The following is a 19,404-nucleotide window of genomic DNA, read 5'->3' on the forward strand; positions in this document are numbered from 1 at the left end:
ATCTTTAGCTAGTAACGTGGCTCACAGTATCCAGCGCAGTGTACGAGCCAAGTCCGAACCCTCGAAAGATAGCTTCCATGGCTCACACTGCAGCACATCCCGAAACAGACCTGGCCTCCGAACTGAGGGCAGACGTCCGCCGTGTTTCCACCCTCCTGGGCGAATCCCTGGTGCGCCAGCATGGCCCTGAGCTCCTGGACCTGGTGGAACAGGTGCGCCTCCTCACCAAGGAATCCAAGGAAGCCGCACGCGGCGGCGCCGATGCCACCGGGCCGTGGAGCGCGCACGACGTCGTCGCCCAGGTCCGCGAACTCCTCGGCTCCCTGCCCATCGAGCAGGCCACGGACCTGGTGCGTGCCTTCGCTTTCTACTTCCACCTCGCTAATGCCGCCGAGCAGGTCCACCGGGTGCGCGGCCTGCGGACCCGTGCGGAGAAGGACGGCTGGCTGGCGAAAACCGTCAACGAGATTGCCCGGCAGGCAGGGCCCGGCGTCCTCCAGGAGGTGGTCAACGGGCTGGATGTCCGCCCCATTTTCACGGCCCACCCCACCGAGGCCTCGCGCCGTTCCGTGCTGGACAAGATCCGCAAGCTCTCCGACGTCCTGGCCCAGACCACGGCCGAGGGCACCACGGCACGCCGCCGCCAGGACCGCCAGCTGGCTGAAATCATCGACCAGATGTGGCAGACCGATGAGCTCCGCCAGGTCCGGCCCACCCCCGTGGACGAAGCCCGCAACGCCATCTACTACCTGGGCGGCATCCTCACCGACGCCATGCCCGAGATGCTGGCTGAATTCTCCGAACTGCTGGGCGAACACGGCGTCAGCCTTGCGTCCAAGGAAGCTCCCATCCGCTTCGGCTCCTGGATCGGCGGTGACCGCGACGGCAACCCCAACGTCACCGCCGCCGTTACCCGCGAAATCCTGCAGATCCAGAACCAGCATGCCGTCCGGATCAGCATCGCCATGATCGACGAACTGATCTCCATCCTCTCCAACTCCACCACGCTCGCGGGGGCGGACAAGCAGCTGCTCGAATCCATCGACGCGGACCTGAAGAAGCTGCCCGGCCTGGACCGCCGGGTCCTCGAGCTGAACGCGCAGGAGCCCTACCGGCTGAAGCTGACCTGCATCAAGGCCAAGCTCATCAACACCGGCAAGCGCGTCGCGGCGAACTCGAACCACGAGCACGGCCGTGACTACAGCGGAACCGACGAACTACTGGCGGACCTCGAACTGCTGGAACTTTCCCTCCGCAACCACTCGGCGTCGCTCGCCGCGGACGGTGCCCTGGCCCGCGTCCGCCGCGCCATTGCCTCCTTCGGCCTGCACCTGGCCACCCTGGACATCCGCGAACACGCCGACCACCACCACGACGCCGTGGGCCAGCTGATGGACCGGATCGGCGGCCCCGGCCTCCGCTACGCCGAGCTCAGCCGCGAGGAACGCTTCGAGGTGCTGGGCTCCGAACTGGCCTCCCGCCGCCCGCTGTCCGGCCACCCGATCAAGCTCGACGGCGCCGCTGACGGCACGTACGACGTCTTCCGCGAGATCCGCCGCGCCCTGCGCACCTACGGTCCGGACGTCATCGAGACCTACATCATCTCCATGACCCGCGGCGCGGACGACGTCCTGGCCGCCGCTGTCCTTGCACGTGAAGCCGGGCTGGTGAACCTCTTTGGCGAAAAGCCGTACGCCAGGATCGGGTTTGCGCCGCTGCTGGAAACGGTGGAAGAACTCCGCGCCTCCGCCGAGATCGTGGACCGGCTGCTGTCCGACCCCTCCTACCGCGAACTCGTCCGGCTGCGCGGCGATGTCCAGGAGATCATGCTGGGCTACTCGGACTCCAACAAGGAGTCCGGCGTGATGACCAGCCAGTGGGAGATCCACAAAACCCAGCGCAAGCTGCGGGACGTGGCGGCCAAGCACGGCGTCCGAGTACGCCTGTTCCATGGCCGCGGCGGTTCCGTGGGCCGCGGCGGCGGACCCACCTATGACGCCATCCTGGCCCAGCCCAACGGCGTCCTCGAAGGTGAAATCAAGTTCACCGAGCAGGGCGAGGTCATCTCGGACAAGTACTCACTGCCCGAACTGGCCCGCGAAAACCTTGAACTGTCCCTCGCCGCCGTGCTGCAGGGTTCGGCCCTGCACCGCGATCCCCGGACCTCTGCGGACCAGCGCGAACGGTACGGGCACGTGATGGAAACCATCTCCGACGCCGCCTTTGACCGGTACCGGAAGCTGATCGACGATCCTGACCTGCCGGCCTACTTCCTGGCCTCCACCCCGGTGGAACAGCTGGGCTCACTGAACATCGGCTCCCGGCCCTCCAAGCGGCCGGATTCCGGCGCAGGGCTCGGTGGCCTCCGTGCCATCCCGTGGGTATTCGGCTGGACCCAGTCCCGCCAGATCGTGCCGGGCTGGTTCGGCGTCGGCTCAGGCCTGAAAGCTGCCCGCGAAGCCGGCAACTCCGCGCAGCTGGTGGAGATGTGGGACAACTGGCACTTCTTCCGCTCGGTGCTCTCCAACGTGGAGATGACCCTCGCCAAGACGGACATGGACATCGCCGGATACTACGTGTCCACCCTGGTTCCGGAGGAACTGCACCGGATCTTCCGGGCCATCCGGGAGGAATACGAACTGACCGTGGCCGAGGTCCAGAACCTGACCGGTGAACGGCTGCTCCTGGAGGCCCAGCCCACACTGAAGCGCTCCCTCGAAATCCGCGACCAGTACCTGGACCCGATCAGCTACCTCCAGGTGGAACTGCTGCGCCGCGTCCGTGCTGAAGCTGCCAACAAGGCCGACGGCATCAGCGGGGCCGAGATCGACGAACGCCTCCAGCGGGCCATGCTGATCACCGTCAACGGCGTGGCAGCCGGCCTCCGCAACACCGGCTAACCGCCAACGCTCTCTCACTTGATGCGGGTTTTCCCTTAACGGTCTCTCACTCAGGAGAGACCGTTAAGCATTTCCCGACATTAAGTGAGAGAGCGTCTGGGTAGGGTTGAAGGCATGCCTTCGTTCCAGACCCGCCTGAAGATCACCGGGCTGCGCCCCGGCAACCCGCCCGAAGCCGTGATGGACGCGGCGGTGGAGGCGCTGGGAACACGGCACCATGTGGAGTCGAACCAGCTGCAGATTGCCGGCGGCGTGCCGCAGCTGAACCTGCGCTTCCTCGTGGACGCAACCGAGTACAGCGGCGAGAACCGCCAGGCGCATGAATCGGCAGCCATGATGCGCGACGCCGTCGAACGCGTTGCCCTGACCGGCCCGCTGACGGTGCTGAGGCGCAGCCGCGGCCGCTGGACTCCGGTCTAAGTCCCTACGCCAGGGGAGGCTCCGGTTCTTCCACCACGGGTGACCGGTCGCCGCGGCGCCGGGTCACAATGATTCCCACGACGGCGCCGATCACCAGCCCCAGCGCCACCCCGATCAGTGAGCTGGCCCAGAACGGCAGGCGGGTGGCCGAGCCGGTGAAGTAGCCCAGGCCCACCAGCCAGCACGCCCAGAGCAGGGCGCCCAGTCCGGCGCACAGGCTAAAGCCCCGGACCGAAACGTTCGCGATCCCGGCAGCGGCCGAGGTGGCCAGCCGGCCTCCCGGGATGAACCTGGCGCCGATGATGGTGCCGTACGTGGATGAGCGCCCTGCCTTCGCGAGGGCTTCGTGGATTCCCGAGTGGACGCGGCGGCCCCACTTCCAGCGGTCCAGGACGTGGCTCAGCCGGCGCCGGAACAGCTGGAATACCACCATGTCGCCGGCCCACGAGGCGACGGCAGACAGTGCGGCCACCAGGAATACGTTGGCGCGGCCGTCCGCGGACAGTGCTCCGCCGGTGATCACCACCATCTCTGACGGGATGGGCGGGAAGATGGCGTCGCCCAGCACGATGGGGATGATCCAGAAATAGATGGCCGTCCCCCAGCTGTCAGCGCTGCCGATGTCCATTGCCACAAGGTACCGCAGATTCGTGGGGTTGGAACCGGGGTTAACCACATGGCGGGCCGCAGCCGGGGCCACCCGCCCGGATTGACCCCCGCATGCGCCTGCGGTGCGTGTGGGCTGCCTCAGGGCTGGACGAACTCCGATACCAGCGCGCTGAGTTGGGCCGACGGCGGGACCCCGAGTTCGTGGCACAACCTGCTGGAGAACATCGAGTAGGCACGGACGGCTGCTGCCCTGTTGCCAGCCGCAAGGTGGGCCTGGACGAGCAGCAGATGCGCCGATTCCCGCAACGGTTCGATGCTTGCAGCCGCCAAAGCAGCTGCGACGGCCCTTTCCGGTTCTCCGGCCGCGAGCTGCTGCCGTGCGAGGAGTTCCAGGGCGCCCAGCCGCAGCTGCCGCAACCGCTCCTGCTCGAAAACCACCCAGTCGTCATACCAGCCGGGCAGCAGGTCAGCCCGGCCCAGGCTTTCCAGGAAGCTGTCCGGCACGTGGGCCTGCGGCTCGGCATGGATCGCAGCCACCTGCCGCTGCAGCGCTCGGACGTCCACCCGGACGGAATCCTCGAGCTCCAGCGTGTCCGCCCCGGTATGCAGCAGCTGCGGGAAGTTGTGGGAGATGCACCAGACGCTGGTGCGCAGGTTTCCGGCAGCCTGCGATTCGCTGCTCTTTGGCCACAGCAGGCCCGCCAGGAAACTCCGGTGCCGGCAACCCAGCAAACCAAGGCATGCAAGAAGGCGTTGCTCCCGGCTGGCCACCGTCATGGCAGCACTGCCGAGTTGCAACCGCCAGGCCCCCAGCAGACTTAAGTGCCACTCCTGTCCGAGAGTCACCGTCATGCCAATCCCTCTCAAGCGACCGGATAACACCGATCCCCCCGACTACCATGGTGGCATCAGGCTCCGTCATGTCAAGGGAATTTAGTAACTGGGCCTACTGAGTTTATATACCGGAATTGGCGTCCGTATCCCGGTCAGGAACCGGTAGTGCTCTTCGCCGTTTCGAGCAGGTCGAGCCAACGCCTGACAGCCTGCAGAATGCCGTCGGCGTCCGCAGCCGTTTGCACCAGCTGGGTGTCCTGGCCGGAATGGCTGGAGATCAGACGGGCCCGCAGTGGGTGGTCCTGGTTCGGTTCAACCCAGGCCCGGATTACCATCGTGCCTTCAATGTCCGCCATAAAAGAGGCGCCTGCTTTCGTTGTCTGCAATTACCGGTCTTCGAGGAATATTACTGCCCGGTATGACCATCCTAGGCGCAGAATATTTCGTCACCCAACTCAAAGCTGTCAAAGCCGCATTACTGGATAACGGAGAAATAATGCGGCAGTAACGCACCCGCCACGGGCCCCGGCGTTGACTGATCGCGAGACGTCGAGAGGGGGTGATTGAGATGATGAAGGAACTCACCATTCAGGAACTGGAAGGCCAGGCGGTGGAGCTTTTGCCCTCGCGGGAGACACTGTTCCTGGACGAGAGTTGGGCAGCCGTGTCCGCGACCAATACGTCCGTGGCACTGAATGCTGCATCGCTGTTCTCGCATGCAAACAGCACTGCAGCGCAGTTCATCGCTATTGTCCAGTAGGTCCGTCCGTGATTCTGATGCCTGACCCGGGAACACCCGGGGGAGAGGTGACGTGCTATGACAGCATCAACCGGGCTATCACCGGCGGACCTCGACGCTGAGGTTGTGGAACTGCTTCCCATGAAGGAAACGCTGTTCTTTGACCTCAACGTCTCTCCGGTGATCGCCGTGAACCTGTCACTGGCCCTCAATGCGGCCTCGATCGGTTCGGTGGCGGACTCGGCAGCCTTGCAGGAGATCCTGGTTCTGCAGCAGTAGGTCTGCCCCTTACCCAGTGGGCATGCCCCAGGGACCTGGGGCATGCCCATCGTCCTATTCGCTCGATCCTTTGGCGGGCAAGTGACAACTGCACCTGATTCGGCGGTGATGCGGCGCTGGACGCCTTCGCGGGGCCTTGTGCTCCTCGGGCCAGTGGAAGGCTCGGGACTCAAAAGCTCCAGCTACCTCCTGCAGCGCGGGGACGGGCAGGTCCTCCAGGTTTCGGAGCTGCTTTACCTGGTGATGTCCTCCGTCTCGGCGGATAAGTCCGCCGATGATGTGGCGCGGGAAGTCAGCGAAGCGTACGGGCGCGAGCTGGGCGCGGACGGGCTCCGCCACCTGGTGGACACCAGGCTCGCACCCCTGGGCCTTGTCGCGGAGGCAGGGGACGAAGAGCCCGGCACGCCGACGAAACTTGGCCCCTTGCCAACCGCAAACCCGTTGCTGGCACTGCGGCTTCGCGGCACACTCATCCCGGAGCGGGCCGTAAACGCCCTGGCCCGGATCCTTGCACCCCTGTTTTGGGGCCCCGTGGTGGTGGCCGTCCTGCTTGCCTTGGCCATCGTTGACGCCCTGCTCCTGGCCCGGGGCGACTTCACGGCTTCCCTGCAGCAGGTGCTGCTGACCCCGGCGCTCCTCCTGGGAATCTTCGCGCTGCTGACGGCGGCGGCCGTGTTCCACGAGCTGGGCCATGCCGCCGCCTGCCGGTACGGCGGCGCCAGGCCAGGGGTCATCGGCGTCGGCCTGTATGTGGTTTTTCCGGCATTCTTTACCAATGTCACGGACTCGTACCGGCTGGGCCGGGCAGGCCGGATCCGCACGGACCTGGGCGGGCTGTACTTCAACTGCCTTTGCCTGATCGGACTGGGGTGCGCGCACCTGCTGACCGGGCAGGGGTTCTTCCTCCTGGCGGCGGCGCTGATGCACCTCCAGATGGTCCAGCAACTGGCACCCACCCTGCGTTTCGACGGTTACTTTGTGCTTGCTGACATCGCCGGCGTGCCCGATCTTTTCAACCGGATCCGGCCGGTGGTGCTCAGCCTCATCCCGGGCCGTCCGATGGATCCGCGGGTGGCCGAACTCCGGCCCTTCGCCCGGCGCATCGTGACCGCCTGGGTGGTCACGGTGGTGCCCCTGCTCTTCCTGGCCCTCGGGTGGATGCTGCTGAACCTGCCGTTGATCGTCGAGCACACGGCCCGCGCCATTTCCCAGCACGCTGCGCTCGCCGGGAACGCAGTAGCCACCGGCGACGCTGCGGCCACCGCGCTTTCACTGTTCTCCATCCTGATGTTGTCCCTGCCGCTCGTCGGCCTGGGCATCCTGCTGTACCGGCTGCTGTCCGGACTCCTGGTCCTCCTCCTGCGCGTGGCCAGACGCGCGGCACCGATGCAGCCACCGGAGCATTCCCAGAAAGGAGCGTCCGCCATGGCCCTCGCAGTCCCTCCCGCCGTTTCATCCGACGACGGCGTCCCCACCCTCCAGGATTTCCTCGCCGAGAGGCCCACACCGCCGTCGGCTCTCGCCGAAGGAGGCTGGCAGGGGGCGATCCGGCGCCTCACCCGCAATTCCATAACCCCGGCCCCGGGGCGCCGCGAACGCCGGCACCTGGACGACATCGACGCCGTCCAGCGCCGGCTTGAGGGGCCCAAAACCGTGGTGCTGGTCAACCCCAAGGGCGGCGCCCACAAGACCACGGCCACGCTGCTCCTCGCCGCAACGCTGGGAACCCTGCGCGGCGGCTACACCCTGGCCTGGGACAACAACGAAACGCGCGGAACGCTGGGATGGCGGGCGCCGCAGGCCGGCCACACCAGGACGGCCGTTGACCTGATGCGCGAAGTGGACCGCTTCGCCGATCCCGTCCTGGGGCGCATCGGCGACCTTGACCGGTTCGTCCGTTACCAGGGGTCGACGCAGTTTGATGTCCTTGCCTCCGACGAGGACGCCGCAGGGGCAGCCACCATCGGCGCGCGCGAGTTCGAGCTGTTGCACACGGCCCTGCGCCGCTTCTACCGGCTCATCATTGTGGACACGGGAAACAACATGCGGTCCTCCAACTGGGAGGCGGCGGTGGCGGCGGCAGACGAACTGGTGATCGTTTCCACCGTCCGGGAAGACACGGTGGCCAGTGCGGTGTGGCTGGTGGACGGGCTGCGCGAGCGCGGCTACCAGGCCAAGGTCAGCAATGCCGTGACCCTGCTCGCCGCGCCGTCCCGGCAGACAGACCTGCAGCTCCTCAACAGGACCCGGGCGCACTTCTCCAACGTGACCCGGGAGGTCCTGGAAGTGCCGTACGACGGATCCCTCGTTTCGGGCGGGCGGTTGAACTACCAGGCGCTGCTGCCCACCACCCGCGAAGCCTGGCTGCGGGCGTCGGCGGCGGTGATGCGCGGGCTTTAGGATCCCGCGTCAGGCACCTGCGGCCTCGCTGAGCTGCAGGCCGCTCCGGTACTCCACCGGTTTCCCGGAAATTGGGTCCACAAAACGGATCCCGCGGGCGAGGAGCTGCAGGGGTTTGGTGTAGTCGTCCGGAGCCTTGTCCAGCAGGTCGGGGTAAAAGGCGTCATTGATGATGCCCAGCCCCAGCGAGGCCATGTGCACCCGCAGCTGGTGGGTCTTGCCGGTGTGCGGCTCCAGCCGGTACAGCGCCCGGCGCTGGGGACCGGCGTCGAACCTTGCCAGCTGCTCAATCCGCGTCTCCGCGTTGGGTTCGCCCTCGATCACCTGGGCGAGCAGGTAGCTGCGCGACTTGGTCATACGGTTGCGCACCACTGCCGGATATTCGACGGCGGGATACCCCTCCGCAGGTTCGGCGGCGGAGACGCACTCATATTCCTTCTGGACCTGGCGCTTCTCAAACAGCACCTGGTACTTGCCGCGGGTTGCCGGGTTGGTGGAGAACAGCAGCACCCCCGCCGTCATGCGGTCCAGCCGGTGCATCGGAATCAGGTCCGGAAGGTCCAGCTGGTTTCGCAGGCGCACCAGCGCGGATTCCTGGATGTAGGTCCCGCCGGGGGTGGTGGGCAGGAAGTGCGGCTTGTCCACCACCAGCAGGTGGTCGTCCTGGTACAGGATGCCCAGGTCCACGGGGATCCGGGTCTCCGGGGGCAGCGTGCGGTAGTACCAGATGAAGGTGTGGTCCGTCAGCGGAGTAGCCCGGTCCAATGCGACGCCGCCCTCCCCAACGATCTCGCCGGCGTCGAACCTGTCCTCGATGCCCTGCGGATCGATGTGGCCCCATCGGTGCATCATGTAGTCCATGGCGGTATCCCACGGTCCCTCGCCGGGAAGGCGCAGGCGGGTGGCGTTCACGCCGTCGCGCACGGGGAGGGGGGATTGCATCACCGGACAATTCTACGTGGCCATGCCCCGGGGCCTTCCGTCGGGATGTCAAAAACCGATGACTAAAAAGTTCTTGACAAAAAAAGTTGTCGGTTGGCAGACTTGAAGCATGTTGGACATAGCAGTTATCGAGGACCCCGCGGCGGCGGAAGCTACGCTGGATCCGGTCCGTACGCAGATCCTGCACGAGTTGTCGGTTCCGGGGTCGGCCACACAGATCGCAGCGAAGGTGGGGCTGCCCCGGCAGAAGGTGAACTACCACCTCAAGGCGCTGGAGCGGCACGGCCTGGTGGAGTTGGTGGAGGAGCGGCGCAAGGGGAATGTGACCGAGCGGGTGCTTCAGGCCACCGCGGCCTCGTACTTGATCTCGCCGCAGGCACTGTCCTCGGTGTCGCCGGATCCGCACCGCTTTTCGGACCGTTTCTCGGCCTTCTGGCTGCTGGCGCTCGCCGGCCGGATGGTCCAGGAAATGGGCAAGCTGATTGCCGGTGCAGCCGCGGCGCGGCAAAAGCTGGCCACATTCGCCATCGACGGCGAGATCACCTTCCGGACCGCCGCCGACCGCGCCGCCTTCGCGGAGGAACTCGGCGTGGCCGTCACCCGGCTGGTGGACAAGTATCACCATGGCGGCACCCGGCCAGGCGCCGGCGCGGCAGGCGGCAGGCGGCACCGGCTGGTGGTGGCGCTGCACCCCGCCCTCAAGACAACCCGGGAGAGTCCGGAAAGCCCGGCAACCCCCACCGCAAAGGAGCAGGACCATGACTGACAAGCGCGAATTCGAAATCGTCTACGACACCGAGCTGCCCGGAACGCCGGAACGGGTCTGGGAGGCCGTCACGGCGGGGACGCCGGCCTGGATGTTCCCCACGGACCAGTGGCCGGACGTCAAGACCGTGGAGGAATACCCCAGCCATCTCGTCTCCAGGATGGACGGCCCGGATGGCTGGTTCAACCAGCTGGAGCACGTCCTGGAACCCCTCGACGGCGGCCGGGCCCGCCTGCACTATGTGCACAGCGGCATCTTCGCCGACAACTGGGACGGGCAGTACGACGGCGCCTCCCGCCATACGGAGTTCTACCTCCACACGCTGGGCCAGTACCTGCAGCACTTTGACGGCAGGCCTGTGGTGTTCACGGACATTCAGGCGCCCGCGGCTTCGCAGAACCCTGATGGATTTGCGCAGCTGCGCCGGGCCCTTGGTGTGGAGTCCTTGGGCCAAGGGTCCCGGGTGGAGGTGGAGCCCGACGGCGTCGGGCGGCTAAGTGCCGAGGTGGACTTCTCCAATGAGCACTTCTTGGGCCTGCGCACGTCGGATGCCCTGTACCGGTTCTTTGGCCGTAACGCCTTTGGCGCGCCGGTGGGAATGACGGTCCACGACTTCAGCGGGACCGGCGACTCCGAAACCACCGCCAAGGCCTGGGGAAACTTCCTCGAGCGGGTGTACGCGTAAGGACCTGCGCGCCCCGGACCGCGAGCGTGCATCGACGCGCAAACTCTGGATCGACGCGCAAAATCGCTGGCGCAGTGGATATACCGCTCGCGCCAGCGATTTTGCGTGTCGCGGGCGAACAGGCGCCTCCGAAAGCGACGGCGTCAGGCGGCCGGCGCTGCGGCCACCTGTGAGTCCCTGAACGAGCGGAACCCCTCGTCCAGGTCCGGAGCACCTGCGGAAGTTCGCCGCGGACCGGGAGTCCCCGCACCTGGAGCCCCGGCGCCGGTTCATGAAGGAGACGGCCGGCAGCGGTGAGGTGGGCGTCTGGCATGAGACCTATCAGGTGCCCGCGGCCGAAATCGAAGTCATCTACAACGGCATGCCGCTCTTTGGGCTGGCCAAGGCCACAGCCCATGTTCCAGTGGGGGCCGGGACCAATACCGCGAAGCAGCGGATGGGCCGGTCGGGCAGGAAGTCCGTGCCCCCCCGGGCGATAGCCCCGTCCGGGCCCCGGTTCCAGTCGCCCGGTTCATTGGCTTGATCCACCATGTCAATCCGCCATCGCGGCGGTGGGGGAGCCGGCCGCCCGCCAGGACATGCAGGTCAGGCAATAGCCACCACGGGTGCATTCTTCAGGCTCCGCCGGAGCTGCGGAGCTGAGTCCAGCCGGTCCTGGGCGGAGCGGAGGGCCAGGACCGCTGTTTCCAGTTTTTCGGGCGGCAGCGTGAAGGGCACCCGAAGGTATCCCTCGAAGGCGCCGCCAATTCCGAACCGCGGCCCTGCGGCCAGCCGGATGCCATGGTCGGGGGCGATCACCGTCAGAGCGGTGCTGATGGGGCCCGGCAGCCGGCACCACGCAGACAACCCGCCGGCGGGGTAGAGCGTCTCCCACTCCGGGAGATGCCCGGCCAGGAGTTCCAGCAGGGCTGCCCGGTTCTCCCGCAGGGCGTCGAGCCGTGCCGGCAGCGGTTCATCCATGGCCCGGACCAGGTGGGCGGCGGCCAGCTGTTCCATCACGGGCCCGCCGAGGTCGAGGGACGTCCGGGCCGCGGCGAACCGCTGGATCATGTCCTGCGAAGCGCGGATCCAGCCCGTGCGCAGGCCGCCCCAGTGCGACTTGCTCAACGTCCCGATGGTGACCACCGCCGGACTGAAGGCTGCCACGGGAGTGGCGGCGGCGCCGTCGAGATTCAGCTCCCGCAAAGTCTCGTCCACTACCAGGGTGGTCCCGGCAGCCGCGGCAGCCCGGACCAGCTGGCGCCGCTGGACGTCCGGCATAAGCTGGCCGGTGGGATTGTGGAAGTCCGGCACGACGTACGCCAACCTGGGCCGCTGCTGCGTCAGCGCCGCCTGCAGTCCCTGCAAATCCCAGCCAACGGTGGACTGCGAACCGGGGAAGCCTGCCGCTGACGTGCCAGCCGGGGCAGCGGCCCGAGGGGCCGTCGCAGGTGGGGCGAACGCCACCGGCACGGCGCGGCAGCCCGCCGCACGGATCGCGTCCAGGGCGTTCGGGTAGCTCGGGTGTTCCACGAGCACCCGGTCATGCCGGCCGGCCAGGGCTCGGAGCACGATGTTCAAGGCATGCTGCGCTCCGGACGTCACCAGGACCTGGTCCGGCGTAGTGGGCACCCCGGCTGCGGAGTAGCGCGCCGCCACCGCTTCGCGCAGGGGGAGCAGGCCCATGGCGTCATAGCCGAAACCCGGGAGCAGCGCCGGCAGTTCGGTGAGGGCTGCCGCAAACGCACGGTGCACCAGTTCGCCGCTGGCCGGCAGTGATGAATACGCGAGGTCGATCAGTCCCGGCGGCGCTGCCAGGCCGGGCGCGGCGAGTCCCGGAGCCAGGCCCGCGGCGGCAAGCCCTGGCCCGCCTGGCTGCGGACCATGCGGCAGGGGTCCCCTGAGCACTGTGGTGCCTGCAGCCGTGGTGCGCGGAATCCTGGTCCGGCTCCTGCTGCCCTGTCCGCCGCTGAGGAAGCCCTGGTCGCGGAGCAGCCCGTAGGCCGCCGTTACGGTGGTCCGGCTGACGGCCAGGGCCTCGGCGAGTGCACGCTCGCTGGGCAGCGCGGTGTCCAGCGCCACCCTTCCGTCCAGCACCAGCAGGCGGACGACGTCGGCCAGCTCGCGGTAGGCCGGCGAGGCGCCCAGGTTCCAGGTGCCCAGCAGGCGGGCAAGGGCTGCGGCGGCCAGGGAAGTCATGAGGCCAGTATCTCAAACTGGCTATGTATTTCAATGCCAGTTCTTCGGCAAAGTTAAGGGCATGATGACCCGCAGAATCCTCCAGCTCTTTATTGGCCTCGCCATGTATGGCATGTCCCTTGCCATGTTCATCCGCGCCGGGCTTGGCCTCGACCCGTGGGATGTCTTCCACCAGGGTATGGCGGGCAGGACGGGGCTCAGCATCGGGGCGGTGGTGATCATCGTCAGCTTCCTGGTGCTGCTGCTGTGGATTCCGCTGCGCCAGCGGCCGGGGTTCGGCACCCTGTGCAATGCCGTGCTCGTGGGTGTTTTTGCGGACGTCGGGCTGGCGCTGATCCCGGCTTTCGCGCATCTGGGCGGCCAGATCGGCATGCTCGCAGGCGCCGTCCTCCTCAACGCCATCGCCTCCGCCTGCTACATCGGCGCCCGGTTCGGTCCCGGCGCCCGGGACGGATTGATGACCGGGCTTGCCCGGCGCACCGGCTGGTCGGTGCGGTTCTCCCGGACCTTGATCGAGGTGGTGGTGCTCGCAGCCGGCTGGTTGCTGGGCGGCTCCGTGGGGGTGGGTACCGTTGTCTACGCCCTCGCCATCGGCCCGCTGGTCCAGTTGTTGCTACCGGTGTTTAAGGTGCCGGCCGCGCTGCCCCCAGAAGACGATTCCCCGGAGCTCCAGCAAGCCGGCACGGCAGCGGCTGGTCAGTAACCTAGCCGGGCAACGGCTGGCAGTGCGGGCAGAAGTAGATGTCCCGCTCTTCCTCACCGTTGGGCTTTCCCAGGGTGCCGCGCCGGATCGGGGTTCCGCACTTGAGGCAGGGCCGGTGCTCCCGGCCGTAAACCCAGTAGCCCGGCCGTCCCGCCATCCTGCCCACCGGCACCCCTTTGGGGTTGAGGATGGTGACGCGGCGGCCGGGACCGAGGTTGACCTCCAGCAGCTGCTTCGCGTCAGTCATCAGGGTGCGGACGTCCGCGACGGCGGATACAGGTGACGCCGGATGCACGCCGGACAGGAAACAGCTTTCGCAGCGGTAGATGTTGCCGATCCCGGCGAGGTTCCGCTGGTCCAGGAGTGCCACGCCGATGGGGACATCCGGAGCAGTCCGGATCCGCCGTTCTGCTTCGTCGAGGTCCCAGTCCGGACCCAGCAGGTCCGGGCCAAGGAAACCCACGATGGAGTCTTCGTCCGCCGTGGCCACCACTTCGACGATTCCGAGGGAAAATCCGACGGCGTCCGCCACCGGGGTGCGCAGCACGCACCGGGCCGTGAATCCGGGTTTGCGCCACCTGCCGCCGGGCGGATACACCTGCCAGGTGCCTTCCATTTTCAGGTGCGAATGGATGGTGAGCTTTTTGTCCTCCGGGCTGACCACCCGCATCAGCAGATGCTTGCCGCGGGGCACCACTTCGGCCACGGTCCAGCCGGCCAGGTTAAGGGTGGCGAAGCGCGGCACCCGGAAGTCCGAGGCAATCAGTTTCTGCCCTGCCAGGGCCTGGTGCAGCTGGTTGGCGGCGCGCCAGACGGAATCCCCCTCAGGCACGGATCCTCAGCCCCTTGGGTGTGGAGTAGGCACCGGCCGCGCTGAGCGCGCCGGCAACCGCGGTATCCAGGATGTCGTGCCCGTTCACTTTCTCCATGATCAGTTTGTCCACGGCGCCGCGGGTCACCACTCCCACCAACGCCGAGCCTGCTGCGGCCAGGACGGCGGTGTCATCGCTGAAGGCCAGCAGGGTCTTGCCGCCCCGCTCAACGTAGAGGACAAGTGCCCCGTCCACCAGCACCACCAGCGCACCCGCTTTCCGCCCGGGACGGTGCCCGGTTCCCGCTTCGTCGCGAATGGCCGGCCAGGGGAGGGCCGCACCATACGGGTTGGCGGGATCGGTGGCAGCCAGCGCGAGGGCCACGGGTTCGGGTTTGGCGAGTTGGGTGTCCTCCGAGTATGAGCGCAGCCGGTCAACGGTGGCGGGGACGGCGAACTGGGCGGCGCCCAGGTGCTCGATGAAGTAGCCGCGGCGGCAGCGGCCGGCTTCCTCCAGCCGGGCCAGGACCTTGTACATGAGGCCGAATCCACCCAGGATCTGTTCCGCCATCACCGAACCGCGGGTGACCACACCGTAACGGTCCAGCAGGAGTTCCGCGGTGGCACGGGCATGGATGGTGGCGTCCAGCTCGGGCTGCGGCAGCGCCGACCACCGGCCCGCCGCCATGGGAGGGGTGGCCACTGCAGCCGGGGACCCGCTGTAACGGCCGCTGCCCAGGCCCGCCGAACCCATCAGGCCGGTGCCGTGCGAACGGCCCAGCCGGCTTAGGCGGGGGGCCCGGGCGCGGGGTGCGCGGGCGACCTGCCGGTGGGCGGTGTGGCCGCCTGCGATCAGGGACCGCACCGGCGCGAAGGTGTCGCCGGTGATGCGGCCGGCCCATGCAAGGTCCCAAAGGGCGGTGACAACCTCCTGGTCGCTAAGGACGGAGTCCATGCCGCCGGCCACCTCCGTCAACTGCCGGAAGAAGTAGCCGCCGCCGTTGGTGCGCAGGTGCTCCAGAAGCCGGCGCTGGGCGTCACCCGGTTCGTAGTCGATGGCCGGATTCAGGGTCAGCTCCGCCGAATCGGCCAGGTGGAGGCTGATCCAGCCGTCGTTTCCGGGCAGCGCGCCGGCACCGGACCAAAGGACCTCGCCGGCGGCCATCAGCTCATCGAGCATGGCGGGCTGGTAGTTGGACACCCGGCTCGCCAGGACCAAGGGTTCCCACGCCGAGGCGGGAACAGGAACACCGGAGAGTTGGTCGATGGCCGTGACGATCCCGTCCAGTCCACGAAGCGCCGGCTGCCCGCGGCCGGCTCCGGGAGTCCGGACGTGCTGCCACGCAGGCAGGAACCGGCCGTAGGCGGACGCGTCCACCGGCTCCACTTCGGCCCGCAAGACCGCCAACGACCGCCGGCGCAGCTTGCGCAGGACCTCGGCATCACACCACTCACTGATAGTGCCGGGGAGCGGGGCTTCCGTGTGCTGCGAATCAGCGTGCGGGGTGTCAGCCTTCTGTGGACCGAGGAGCAGCACCTCGGAATCCGGCGCGTCCATTGCTGACTCGTCCGGTACTGACCCGTCCAGTGCCGGTACGTCCGGGGCCGTTGCCGCGACTGCATGGGGCCGGAACTCCCCTTCCACCACCCGGCCGTCCGCGGCCAGGCGCTTCAGGGCAGTGCTGACCACGGCCACACCCAGACCAAGCCGGGCGGCTGCCTCGGACGCCGTGAACGGTCCGTGGGTCCGGGCGTAGCGGGAGACAAGGTCCCCCAAGGGATCCGCCACGGGTTCGATGAACGCGAGCGGGACCCCCATGGGCAGGGGTACCCCGATGGCGTCCCGGAGCCGGGCGGCGTCCTCAACCGCGGCGTACCGTTCCACGCCGCCGATGTTCACCTTGATGGCACGGTTGGCGCGCTGCAGCGCGACAAGGTGGGCGGTGGCTGCTTCGACCGTGGCATGGGCGGTATTGGTTTCGACAGGCTCAACCACTGGACTGTCGGGCTCAGCCACCGGATTGTCAGGCTCAGCCACCGGGGTTGCCGGTTCCAGCCGTGCGGCGGCTTCCTCGGGCGCCAGCGGGCCAAGGAGCCGCAGCAGGTCCGCGACGCCCTCAAGCCCGTGCGCACGACGGTCCCGGGCCAGGCGCTGCAACTCCCGTTCGGTGGCGTCGATGACCTTCGCGTCCAGCAGTTCCCGGAGTTCCACGCGGCCCAGCAGTTCGTTGAGGAGCGTGGAATCCAGGGCCAGGGCCGCGGCCCGCCGCTCCGCCAGCGGTGAATCGCCCTCGTAAAGGAACTGGGCAACGTAGCCGAACAGGAGGGACTTCGCGAACGGCGACGGCTGGGAGGTGGTGGTTTGCACGATCCGCAGTTCGCGCCGCTCCACGGACGCCGCGATGTCCTTCAGCGCGGGCAGATCGTAGACGTCCTGCAGGCATTCCCGCACGGTTTCCAGCACGATGGGGAAGGTGGGGTACTTCCGGGCCACATCCAGCAGCTGGGCGGACCTCTGCCGCTGCTGCCACAGCGGCTGCCGCTTGCCGGGAGTCTGCCGCGGCAGCAGCAGGGCCCGCGCCGCGCATTCACGGAAGCGGGAGGCGAACAGCGCACTGCCGCCCACTTCTGCCGTGACAATCTGCTCCAGTTCCTCCGGATCGAACAGGAACAGTTCGGCGCCGGGCGGCTCGTCCTCCATCATGGGCACCCGCAGCACTATGCCGTCGTCGGCGGCCATGGCTGATCCGTCCATGCCGTACCGCTGGTGCAGCCGCTGGCCCACCGCCAGGGCCCACGGCGCGTGGACGGGCATGCCGAACGGGCTGTGCAGGATCACCCGCCAGTCGCCCAGTTCGTCGTGGAAGCGCTCCACCACCAGCGTGGTGTCGTTGGGGACCACCTCGGTGGCCTGTTTCTGCTCGCTCAGGTATTGGATGAGGTTGTTGGCGGCGAAGTCGTCCAGGCCGCTGGCCTTGCAGCGCTCGGTGGCAGGCCCGACGTCGGACGCTGACAGTTCGCGGACGAACGCACCCAGGGCGCGGCCCAGGTCCACCGGCCGGCCGAGGGAGTCGCCCTTCCAGAAGGGCAGCTTTCCGGGTTGGCCGAACGCGGGGGAGACCAGGACGCGGTCGTGGGTGATGTCCTCAATTTTCCAGCTGGTGGCACCGAGGGCGAAGACGTCGCCCACACGGGATTCGTACACCATCTCCTCGTCCAGCTCGCCCACCCGCCGGCCGCCCTTGGGCGCCGGCGCGGGCTTGCCGTCCGTAGCGGGGGAGGCTGTTCCCTCCACCTCGGTGCCGATGATGTAGACGCCGAAGAGGCCGCGGTCCGGGATGGTCCCGCCGGAGGTGACCGCCAGGCGCTGGGCGCCGGGCCTGCCTTCGATGGTGCCGGCGTTGCGGTCCCAGATGATCCTTGGGCGCAGCTCGGCAAATTCATCGGACGGGTAGCGGCCGGCCAGCAGGTCCAGTGTTGCCTCATACGCGGACCGGGGGAGCGACGCGAAGGGGGCGGAGCGGCGGACGGTGGCGAACCATTCCTCAACGTCGATGCTGCCCAGGGCCGTGGCGGCAACGGTCTGCTGGGCGAGGATGTCCAGGGGATTGGCAGGGACGCTCAGGCGCTCGATTTTGCCGGTCAGCATCCGTTCCACGGTGATGGCCGTGTGCACCAGGTCTGCCCGGTGCTTCGGGAACAGGACACCCTGGGAAACTTCACCCACCTGGTGGCCGGCCCGGCCCACCCTCTGCAGGCCGCTGGCCACGGAGGGCGGCGATTCAACCTGCACCACCAGGTCCACGGCACCCATGTCAATGCCAAGTTCCAGCGACGAAGTGGCCACAACGCAGCGGAGCCGGCCGGACTTCAGGTCGTCCTCAATCAGTGCCCGCTGGTCCTTGGAGACGGAGCCGTGGTGGGCGCGTGCCAGCACCGGATCCGCCCCCGCCGAGCTTCCCGCCTGCGCCATCATGTGCGCAGGCGTGGCCGTTGAAACGGGCGCGCCGGAGCCCGCCGGCCCGGGATCATCCCAGCCGCCCCCGGCAGCCACGAGCTGCCGTTCGGCGTAGATCTCGTTGAGCCGGGCGGTGAGCCGTTCGGACAGGCGGCGGGAGTTGGCGAAAACAATGGTGGATTGGTTGGCCAGCACCAGGTCAACGATCTTTTCTTCCACATGGGGCCAGATGGAGGCCTGGGGCTGCAGCCCCGATGCCGGACCGGAGTCGAAGGCGCCGGCCGCACCGGGAAGATCGGACATGTCCTCCACCGGGACCGAGACCGTCAGGTCCCAGTTCTTCTTCGCCGGCGGGGCCACGATTTCCACGGGCGCGGTCCCGGCCAGGAATTGGGCGACGAGTTCCCGGGGCTCAACGGTGGCTGAAAGCCCGATCCGCTGGGCCGGCTTGGGCAGCAGCGCATCCAGCCGTTCCAGCGAGACGGCGAGGTGCGCGCCCCGCTTGGTCCCGGCCACGGCGTGGACCTCATCGATGATAATGGTGTCCACCTCGGTGAGGGTTTCGCGGGCCCTGGACGTGAGCATCAGGAACAGGGATTCAGGCGTGGTGATCAGGATGTCCGGCGGGTTGCTCAACAGTGCCCGCCGGTCCGACGTGGTGGTGTCCCCGGACCTGACGCCCACGGTGATCAGCGGGGCGGGCAGCCCGAGCCGCTTGGCGGTCTGGCTGATGCCGATCAGCGGAGCGCGCAGGTTCCGCTCCACGTCCACGCCCAGTGCTTTCAAGGGTGAGATGTACAGGACGCGGGTCTTGCGTTTGGGCGCCCGGGGGCGCCTGCCCTTTGCCGGTGCTGCCGGCGGTTCAGATGCAGCGTCCGGCGGGGTGGCGGAGCCTGACACCAACAGCCGGTCCAGCGCCCAGAGGAACGCGGCCAGGGTTTTGCCCGAGCCCGTGGGCGCCACCACCAGCGCATGCGAGCCGGAGGAGATTGCCTGCCATGCACCCTCCTGGGCGGGGGTGGGTCCGGAAAAGGCGCCCAGGAACCAGTCACGGGTGGGCCTGCTGAACTGCCCCATGGGCGCGCCGGCACCCGGGGTCACGCCCGGCCTGGAGCCCTGTTCCTGCTGCATGCCTCCATCATGCCCTAACCCACTGACACCCCTCCCGGCTTCCGGCCGG

General features: G+C 67.9%; 15 protein-coding genes and 1 pseudogene. 9 read left to right on the plus strand and 7 right to left on the minus strand.

What is annotated here, in order from left to right; translation table 11 throughout:
- Positions 1-77 precede the first annotated feature (77 nt).
- A complete protein-coding gene (gene ppc, locus BACI348_RS04055; protein WP_159824067.1) occupies positions 78-2,900 on the plus strand; it encodes a phosphoenolpyruvate carboxylase in 2,823 nt (940 codons plus the stop codon).
- Positions 2,901-3,014: 114 nt separating this feature from the next.
- Positions 3,015-3,320 carry a hypothetical protein gene (locus BACI348_RS04060; RefSeq protein ID WP_159824068.1) on the plus strand — a complete coding sequence of 102 codons (306 nt, stop codon included), beginning with the start codon at positions 3,015-3,017 and terminating at the stop codon, positions 3,318-3,320.
- Between the two features lie 4 nt (positions 3,321-3,324).
- On the opposite strand, the gene BACI348_RS04065 is transcribed toward BACI348_RS04060, so the two are convergent.
- From BACI348_RS04065 to BACI348_RS04075, 3 genes are all read right to left on the minus strand, one after another.
- Complete coding sequence (locus BACI348_RS04065) at positions 3,325-3,948, minus strand: DedA family protein (RefSeq protein ID WP_159824069.1); 624 nt, start codon at positions 3,946-3,948, stop codon at positions 3,325-3,327.
- A gap of 119 nt (positions 3,949-4,067) precedes the next feature.
- Positions 4,068-4,706: an AfsR/SARP family transcriptional regulator gene (locus BACI348_RS04070; RefSeq protein ID WP_159824070.1), complete on the minus strand. Its 639-nt coding sequence runs from the start codon at positions 4,704-4,706 to the stop codon at positions 4,068-4,070.
- Positions 4,707-4,915: 209 nt separating this feature from the next.
- Positions 4,916-5,119 carry a hypothetical protein gene (locus tag BACI348_RS04075; RefSeq protein WP_159824071.1) on the minus strand — a complete coding sequence of 68 codons (204 nt, stop codon included), beginning with the start codon at positions 5,117-5,119 and terminating at the stop codon, positions 4,916-4,918.
- A gap of 212 nt (positions 5,120-5,331) precedes the next feature.
- On the opposite strand from BACI348_RS04075, the gene BACI348_RS04080 reads away from it, so the two are divergent.
- The 3 genes from BACI348_RS04080 (at position 5,332) to BACI348_RS04090 (ending at position 8,181) form a co-directional block, all read left to right on the plus strand.
- Positions 5,332-5,523, plus strand: a complete 192-nt coding sequence (locus BACI348_RS04080; RefSeq protein ID WP_159824072.1) for a hypothetical protein — start codon at positions 5,332-5,334, stop codon at positions 5,521-5,523.
- Between the two features lie 57 nt (positions 5,524-5,580).
- On the plus strand, positions 5,581-5,781 hold the full coding sequence (locus tag BACI348_RS04085) for a hypothetical protein (RefSeq protein ID WP_159824073.1): 201 nt from the start codon (positions 5,581-5,583) through the stop codon (positions 5,779-5,781).
- Positions 5,782-5,862: 81 nt separating this feature from the next.
- Positions 5,863-8,181, plus strand: a complete 2,319-nt coding sequence (locus BACI348_RS04090; RefSeq protein WP_159824074.1) for a hypothetical protein — start codon at positions 5,863-5,865, stop codon at positions 8,179-8,181.
- Positions 8,182-8,190: 9 nt separating this feature from the next.
- Here BACI348_RS04090 and BACI348_RS04095 read toward each other — a convergent pair whose 3' ends face one another.
- Complete coding sequence (locus BACI348_RS04095) at positions 8,191-9,123, minus strand: RluA family pseudouridine synthase (RefSeq protein WP_159829763.1); 933 nt, start codon at positions 9,121-9,123, stop codon at positions 8,191-8,193.
- Positions 9,124-9,232: 109 nt separating this feature from the next.
- Between BACI348_RS04095 and BACI348_RS04100 the strand changes: the two genes are divergently transcribed.
- From BACI348_RS04100 to BACI348_RS04110, 3 genes and pseudogenes are all read left to right on the plus strand, one after another.
- Positions 9,233-9,889, plus strand: a complete 657-nt coding sequence (locus tag BACI348_RS04100; protein WP_159824075.1) for a winged helix-turn-helix domain-containing protein — start codon at positions 9,233-9,235, stop codon at positions 9,887-9,889.
- Positions 9,882-10,574, plus strand: a complete 693-nt coding sequence (locus BACI348_RS04105; RefSeq protein WP_159824076.1) for an SRPBCC family protein — start codon at positions 9,882-9,884, stop codon at positions 10,572-10,574. The genes BACI348_RS04100 and BACI348_RS04105 overlap by 8 nt, the downstream gene beginning before the upstream one ends.
- Positions 10,575-10,779: 205 nt before the next feature.
- A pseudogene (locus BACI348_RS04110) lies at positions 10,780-11,097 on the plus strand (monooxygenase family protein); the annotation flags it as partial.
- A gap of 62 nt (positions 11,098-11,159) precedes the next feature.
- Here the strand turns inward: BACI348_RS04110 and yczR are convergent.
- The gene (gene yczR, locus BACI348_RS04115; RefSeq protein ID WP_159824077.1) at positions 11,160-12,752 is read right to left on the minus strand and encodes a MocR-like transcription factor YczR; all 1,593 of its coding nucleotides are present in this window, start codon (positions 12,750-12,752) and stop codon (positions 11,160-11,162) included.
- A gap of 61 nt (positions 12,753-12,813) precedes the next feature.
- Between yczR and yczE the strand changes: the two genes are divergently transcribed.
- Positions 12,814-13,455: a membrane protein YczE gene (gene yczE / locus BACI348_RS04120; RefSeq protein WP_159824078.1), complete on the plus strand. Its 642-nt coding sequence runs from the start codon at positions 12,814-12,816 to the stop codon at positions 13,453-13,455.
- Position 13,456: 1 nt separating this feature from the next.
- Here the strand turns inward: yczE and BACI348_RS04125 are convergent, their stop codons facing one another.
- Together BACI348_RS04125 and BACI348_RS04130 are read right to left on the minus strand one after the other, a co-directional pair.
- Entirely contained in the window at positions 13,457-14,287 is an 831-nt protein-coding gene (locus tag BACI348_RS04125) for an Fpg/Nei family DNA glycosylase (protein WP_159824079.1), read from the minus strand.
- Positions 14,280-19,355 carry a DNA glycosylase AlkZ-like family protein gene (locus tag BACI348_RS04130; protein ID WP_159824080.1) on the minus strand — a complete coding sequence of 1,692 codons (5,076 nt, stop codon included), beginning with the start codon at positions 19,353-19,355 and terminating at the stop codon, positions 14,280-14,282. Before BACI348_RS04130 ends, BACI348_RS04125 begins: the two co-directional genes overlap by 8 nt.
- Between the last annotated feature and the right edge of the window lie 49 nt (positions 19,356-19,404).

Origin of the sequence: Arthrobacter sp. 9AX, from assembly GCF_902506095.1 — a bacterium.
GTDB lineage: Bacteria > Actinomycetota > Actinomycetes > Actinomycetales > Micrococcaceae > Arthrobacter.

Coding starts and splice junctions, on each gene's coding strand:
- ppc (WP_159824067.1), top strand. CDS start 78: ATGGCTCACACTGCAGCACATCCCGAAACAGACCTGGCCTCCGAACTG.
- BACI348_RS04060 (WP_159824068.1), top strand. CDS start 3,015: ATGCCTTCGTTCCAGACCCGCCTGAAGATCACCGGGCTGCGCCCCGGC.
- BACI348_RS04065 (WP_159824069.1), bottom strand. CDS start 3,948: ATGGACATCGGCAGCGCTGACAGCTGGGGGACGGCCATCTATTTCTGG.
- BACI348_RS04070 (WP_159824070.1), bottom strand. CDS start 4,706: ATGACGGTGGCCAGCCGGGAGCAACGCCTTCTTGCATGCCTTGGTTTG.
- BACI348_RS04075 (WP_159824071.1), bottom strand. CDS start 5,119: ATGGCGGACATTGAAGGCACGATGGTAATCCGGGCCTGGGTTGAACCG.
- BACI348_RS04080 (WP_159824072.1), top strand. CDS start 5,332: ATGATGAAGGAACTCACCATTCAGGAACTGGAAGGCCAGGCGGTGGAG.
- BACI348_RS04085 (WP_159824073.1), top strand. CDS start 5,581: ATGACAGCATCAACCGGGCTATCACCGGCGGACCTCGACGCTGAGGTT.
- BACI348_RS04095 (WP_159829763.1), bottom strand. CDS start 9,123: ATGCAATCCCCCCTCCCCGTGCGCGACGGCGTGAACGCCACCCGCCTG.
- BACI348_RS04100 (WP_159824075.1), top strand. CDS start 9,233: ATGTTGGACATAGCAGTTATCGAGGACCCCGCGGCGGCGGAAGCTACG.
- BACI348_RS04105 (WP_159824076.1), top strand. CDS start 9,882: ATGACTGACAAGCGCGAATTCGAAATCGTCTACGACACCGAGCTGCCC.
- yczR (WP_159824077.1), bottom strand. CDS start 12,752: ATGACTTCCCTGGCCGCCGCAGCCCTTGCCCGCCTGCTGGGCACCTGG.
- yczE (WP_159824078.1), top strand. CDS start 12,814: ATGATGACCCGCAGAATCCTCCAGCTCTTTATTGGCCTCGCCATGTAT.
- BACI348_RS04130 (WP_159824080.1), bottom strand. CDS start 19,355: ATGCAGCAGGAACAGGGCTCCAGGCCGGGCGTGACCCCGGGTGCCGGC.